This is a genomic window from Streptomyces humi, assembly GCF_001005085.2.
GTDB classification, from domain to species: domain Bacteria; phylum Actinomycetota; class Actinomycetes; order Streptomycetales; family Streptomycetaceae; genus Streptomyces; species Streptomyces humi.
The window spans coordinates 1-5,068 of the sequence record NZ_LBMU02000164.1 but is presented as its reverse complement, the minus strand read 5'-3'; the positions used below and the strand labels follow the sequence as shown (position 1 = coordinate 5,068).

Annotated in this window: 5 protein-coding genes; all 5 read right to left on the bottom strand. The window is 75.9% G+C overall.

The window, feature by feature from the left end:
* Positions 1-9: 9 nt before the first annotated feature.
* Complete coding sequence (locus tag AAW13_RS43565) at positions 10-474, bottom strand: DUF5709 domain-containing protein (RefSeq protein WP_046728563.1); 465 nt, start codon at positions 472-474, stop codon at positions 10-12.
* A gap of 130 nt (positions 475-604) precedes the next feature.
* Positions 605-1,555, bottom strand: a complete 951-nt coding sequence (locus AAW13_RS43560) for a helix-turn-helix domain-containing protein (RefSeq protein WP_046728562.1) — start codon at positions 1,553-1,555, stop codon at positions 605-607.
* Positions 1,549-2,550 (bottom strand): AraC-like ligand-binding domain-containing protein, encoded by a 1,002-nt coding sequence (locus tag AAW13_RS43555; protein WP_046728561.1) that lies wholly within the window; start codon positions 2,548-2,550, stop codon positions 1,549-1,551. The genes AAW13_RS43560 and AAW13_RS43555 overlap by 7 nt, the downstream gene beginning before the upstream one ends.
* Before the next feature lie 35 nt (positions 2,551-2,585).
* The gene (locus AAW13_RS43550; protein ID WP_107483550.1) at positions 2,586-3,758 is read right to left on the bottom strand and encodes an alpha/beta hydrolase; all 1,173 of its coding nucleotides are present in this window, start codon (positions 3,756-3,758) and stop codon (positions 2,586-2,588) included.
* A gap of 97 nt (positions 3,759-3,855) precedes the next feature.
* Positions 3,856-5,034 carry a helix-turn-helix transcriptional regulator gene (locus AAW13_RS43545; protein ID WP_071659886.1) on the bottom strand — a complete coding sequence of 393 codons (1,179 nt, stop codon included), beginning with the start codon at positions 5,032-5,034 and terminating at the stop codon, positions 3,856-3,858.
* Between the last annotated feature and the right edge of the window lie 34 nt (positions 5,035-5,068).

The window sequence follows — 5,068 nt, the reverse complement described above, 5'->3', positions numbered from 1 at the left end:
CCGGGCCGGTCAGAAGGTGTCGGGCTCCGGGATCACGTGCATCGCGGCCTCCTCCGCGGAGGCGCCGGCGCCGTCCAGACCACGGTCGGAGGCGAACAGGTCGGAGTCGACGACCTCGTGCGTGCCCTCGTCGGGGGCGAGGAGCCGGCCGGCGCGGTCGTCGCCGACCTCGTCGTCGAGGAGTTCGCCGTCCGTGTCCCAGACGTCGCCGAGGCCGTCGCCCTCCAGGACCGCCAGGTCCGGCACCTCCTCGGCGAGGCGCTCGTCCAGGGTCTCGCCCCGGTGCCCCTCCGCCGCCGTCACCCCCGTGTGCTCGACGCCCCAGGGCCGCTCCGGCGGCGAGTAGCCCTCGTCCAGCGCCTCCTCGCCGGCCCGGTAGTCCAGGGTGTCGGCGGCGTCCAGCAGCCCCGCGTCGTCCTGCACCTCCGAACCGTCCGGCTGGTAGACGTCGTCACCCATCGCCTCGTCGGTCATGTCCGCTCCATCGTTCCGAGGGGGCAGCCCCACCCCACTGGCCCCAAGTATCGGCACGACCGGCACCGTCCCGCCCGCCGATCGCGAATCTGTGCGCTCCCGGAACACAACCGGGCACGGAGGTCCGCGTTCACTCCCCGTCGGCCGCCGCCCGCCGCCACTCGGCGGGGGACGTGCCGTAGGTCTCGCGGAAGGCCCGGCTGAAGTGCGAGGCGCTGCCGAAACCCCAGCGGGCGGCCACCGCGCCGATCGGCCGGCGGGCGGCGCCGGGCCCGGCGAGTTCCGCGCGGGCCGCGGCCAGCCGGCGGGCGCGCACCCAGGCGCCCATGGTGGTGCCGTGCCGCTGGAACAGCCGGTGCAGGTAGCGCAGCGAGATGGCGTGCTGGTCGGCGATGTCCCGCGGGGCGAGGCCGGGTTCGCCGAGCCGGGCCTCCACCGACGCGGTGATCCGCTCCCACAGGGCCGACTCGGGCCGGCCGCCGATCCGTTCCAGGGCGAGGGTGGCCAGGATCTCCGGGACGGTACGGGCGAGCTGCTCGCGCCGGGACGCGCCGGCCCGGGCCACCTCGTCGACGAGGCCGTCCAGCAGCGGCAGCAGCAGCGCCGCCGCTCCCCCGTCGGCGCCGTCCACCACGGTGGCCGTCAGGGCGCGCAGTTGCCGTTCCTCCAGGCGCAGCAGGGCACGCGGCACCATGAGCACACGGGCCCGCTGCCGGGTGGGCAGCACGATGCGGAACGGACGCCGGGCGTCGTGGAACGCCAGCCGGCCGGGGGTGAGTTCGGCGGTGCGGCCGTCCTGGAGCAGCAGCGCGGTGCCGTCCAGCTGCCGGCGGACCAGGATGTGGGTGCGCGGGTCGGCGGCGACGGTGCGGGCGCTGCGCAGGAACGCGCCGGGGCCGAACTCCTCGGTGGCGATCTGGAAGCCGCTCAGCCGTTCGGCGGTGAGGGTGCCGGTCCACGGCCGGTCGTGGTCCACGGCGACCTCGACGTCCACGAAGGTCCGCGAGACGGCGCGCTGCCAGGCGGCGAGACGGTCGCCGGGTGCCAGGTCCCGGGTGGCGCAGGTGACGGCGGTCAGCATGGCGCCTCGCCCGCGCGCACCCGGTCCAGCCAGTCGGTCGGGGACAGCCCGTAGACGGTGCGGAAGGCCTTGCCGAGGCCGGCCGGGCCGCTGAAGCCCCAGCGCCGGGCGACCGGGCCCAGGCTGACGGAACCGGGCGGCTGGGCGGCGAGTTCCCGGCGGCACTCCCGCAGCCGCAGTTCGCGGATCCACCGGCACACGGTGGTCTGCTCGTCCTGGAACAGCCGGTGCAGGTAGCGGACCGAGATGCCGTGCACCCGGGCGATGACGGCCGGGGTCAGCGCGGGGTCGGACAGCTGCCAGCGGATGTACGTCTTGACGCGCAGCAGCAGCGCCCCGTCGGCGCCCGGCAGTTCGGCGGGGTCCCGCGCCAGCTGCTCCGCCGCGGTGGCCGCCACCAGGTCGACCACGTGAGCCGCCAGCCGCTCGGCCGTCGGTGCCGCGTACGACTCGGAGGTGTCCGCCAGTCGTTCCAGGAACGGCGCGAGCAGGGCGGCCACCCCGCCGCTGGGGTGTATCGCACGTCCGGTGAGCCGCCCCAGGTCGGTCTCCGGGAGGTCGAGGAGCCGGCGCGGTACCGCGAAGATCTTCATCCGGAAGCGTTCCGGGAAGGCGGTGCGGTAGGGCCGTACGGTCTCGAAGAACCCGATGTCGCCGGTGCGCAGCTCGGTGCGGCGGCCGTCCTGTTCGACCCGGGCCCGGCCGGTGCTCTGGAGGGCGACGAAGACCTGCCGTCCGTCGCCGCGGGCGATGAAGCGGGGCGCCCGGTGGACCGTGCCGGGGTCGGCCTCCACGGTGGTGATCTGGAGGTCGCCGAGGCGGTCGGTGCGCAGGGTGGCGTCGTAGGTGCGGCCCTCGGTGGCGATGTCCATCCCCACCAGGGTGTCGAGCACAGCGTCGTGCCAGTAGTCCAGGCTCTCGCGCGGCGGTACCGAGCGCGTGGTCAGCACCCGGGCCCGGGCTCTCTCGTCGTGGGAGTCGATGACGGTTGGCATGCTGCCAGCTTCGCCCGGCGACCGGCGCCGGCGCATCAGTCGCCCGACTGGTCCTCGGCAGTCACGTGGTCAGCCGGCACGGGGTCAGCCGGCGCGGGGTGCGTCGGCGCGGCATCAGCCGACGCGGGGTGCGTCGGCGCGGGGTCAGCCGGCGCGGGGTCGGCCGACGCGGGGTCAGCCGGCGCGGAGGCAGCCGGCGCGGGGTGCGTCGGCGCGGGGTCAGTCGGCGCGGGTGGGTGGGTGCGGTCCAGGCGGGTGCGCAGGAAGGCGCTGCCGGTGCGGATCGCCGCCCTGGTGGGGTCGCTGTCGGCCAGGGCGTGCAGCGCCACGAAGTCGTGGACGGTGCCGAGGAACCGTACGGACAGCGCCTCGACGCCCGCCTCGGTCAGCAGCCGCGCGTACTGCTCGCCCTCGTCCCGGGCCACGTCCGCCTCGGCGGTGATGACCAGGGCGGGCGGCAGCCCGGCCAGTTCCTGCGGACGCGCCCGCAGCGGTGCCGCGGTGGGCTCGGTCCGGCGCGCCGGGTCGCCGACGTACCGTGCCCAGTAGGCGCGCAGCGCCCGGCGGGTGAGCAGGTAGCCGGTGGCGAACTGCTGTTGCGAGGGGCTGTCGCAGCGGGCGTCGGTGAGCGGGTAGTAGAGGAGCTGCGCGGCGATCGGCGGGCCCTCGCGAAACTTGGCCAGCATGGTGACGGCGGTGGCGAGGGTGGCTCCGGCGCAGTCCCCGGCCACCGCCAGCCGGCCGGGGTCCAGGTCGAGTTCGCCGGCCTGGGAAACCGCCCAGGTCAGCAGGGCGTAGCACTCCTCGACGGCCACCGGGTAACGGGCCTCGGGGGTGCGGCTGTACTCGGGTACGACCGCGCACACGCCCGCGCCGGTGACGAGTTCGCTGATGAGACGGGCGTGGGTCTGGGCGTCGCCGAGTGTCCACCGGCCGCCGTGCAGGTACAGCAGGACCGGGAGCGGTCCTGACACCCCCGCCGGGCGGACCGTCCAGAAGCCGAGCAGCCGGGACGGGCCGACGGGAGCCGTACGGAAGACCGCGTCCACGGCGAAGTCCTCGAACCGGTCCGCCTGGCTCTCCCGCAGCGCCTGCCGGGCCGTGTCCGGGCCGAGGTCGTCGAGGACGGGCGGCACGGTGGCGGCGCTGACCAGACGCTGCACGGCCGGGTCGAGAACGACGGCCGTGCCGGACTGTCCGGCTGTCATGGGCGCTCCAGCGGTCGGTGTGCGCACGTCATGAGTTCTCCTGCGACCGGTGCGCCGGTGTCACGGGCTGTCCTCCGGTCGCGGTCCGTCGGCCCGCTCACCGGTCCTGCACCAGGTCGCGGAGCTGGTGGCGGCTGCTGATGCCGAGTTTGGGATACACCTTGTACAGGTGCGAGCCCACGGTACGCGGTGAGAGGAAGAGCCGCTCACCGATCTCCCGGTTCGACAGGCCGTCCGCGACGAGCTGGACGATCTGCCGCTGCTGTGCCGTGAGCTGCTCCAGCGGGCCGGTACCCGCGGGCGCGGGCGCGGCGCCGCTGGCGCGGAGTTCGCGGTGGGCGGCGGCCGCGAGGGTGCCCGCGCCGAGGTGTTCGGCGGTCTCCAGGACCGTGGTCAGCTGCCGGCGTGCCTCCCGGGTGCGGCGGCAGCGGCGCAGCCAGATCGCGTAGTTGAGGCGGACGTGCGCGCACTCCCAGGGCCAGCGGGCGGCGCCGTGGTTGACGAGCGCCAGCTGGTAGTGCTGCTCGGCCTCGTGCTCCGGCCCGACGAGGGCGCCGGCGTGGTGCAACAGCAGGGTCATCCTGGTGCTCGGGCGGTCCCCCTGGTCCGCCGCGACCCGCTCCAGGATCGGCAGGGCCTCGGCGGGGCGGCCGGTGCGCTGGGCGGTGACGGCGAGTTCGGCGACGGCGCGCGCGGACAGGTGGGGGTGCAGGGGCGGGCCGTCGGCGGCGAACAGGCCGCGCAGCTGCCGCCAGCCGTCCTCCATGTCCCCGCGCAGGAGCGCGACGAGTCCGCGGGCGCGCAGCAGCCGGGCGTGGGTGGCCCGGTTCTCCGCCAGGCAGACCTCACGCCAGACCGACGGGGTGAGCCGGGGCTGCGGCAGCGGGGTGCCACGCAGCGCCCACAGGGTCAGGGCCTGGGCCTCCAGGTCGGCCGTCAGGCCCGGCAGCCGCAGGACGGCGGCCTCGGCGAGGGCGTCCGCGACGACGGCCCCGGCCTCGGTGAACCGGCCGACGGCGAGCAGGGTGTCCACGTGCGGTACGACCGACCAGCCGCGCAGACCGAAGGCACGGGCGGCCCGTAGCCGGTCGTCGGCCGTGCGCGATCGCCCCAGCTCCGCGTCCGCCTCGTCGGCGTGGTGCGCCACGGCGGCGAGCACCGTCCGGACGACCGGCGCGTCCGGCCCCCCGAGCGGACCACGCGACAGCCGGCCCAGCCCGCCCTGCACACCGGCGGCACCCCCCGTCCGCGCCACCACCCCGACCAACGCTTCCATGGCACACCGAGCATCCAAACCCCCCACCCCGGCC

What these genes read in the sequence shown, in the direction of transcription:
- AAW13_RS43565 (WP_046728563.1), bottom strand. Translation starts at nt 474, where the DNA reads ATGACCGACGAGGCGATGGGTGACGACGTCTACCAGCCGGACGGTTCG.
- AAW13_RS43560 (WP_046728562.1), bottom strand. Translation starts at nt 1,555, where the DNA reads ATGCTGACCGCCGTCACCTGCGCCACCCGGGACCTGGCACCCGGCGAC.
- AAW13_RS43555 (WP_046728561.1), bottom strand. Translation starts at nt 2,550, where the DNA reads ATGCCAACCGTCATCGACTCCCACGACGAGAGAGCCCGGGCCCGGGTG.
- AAW13_RS43550 (WP_107483550.1), bottom strand. Translation starts at nt 3,758, where the DNA reads ATGACAGCCGGACAGTCCGGCACGGCCGTCGTTCTCGACCCGGCCGTG.
- AAW13_RS43545 (WP_071659886.1), bottom strand. Translation starts at nt 5,034, where the DNA reads ATGGAAGCGTTGGTCGGGGTGGTGGCGCGGACGGGGGGTGCCGCCGGT.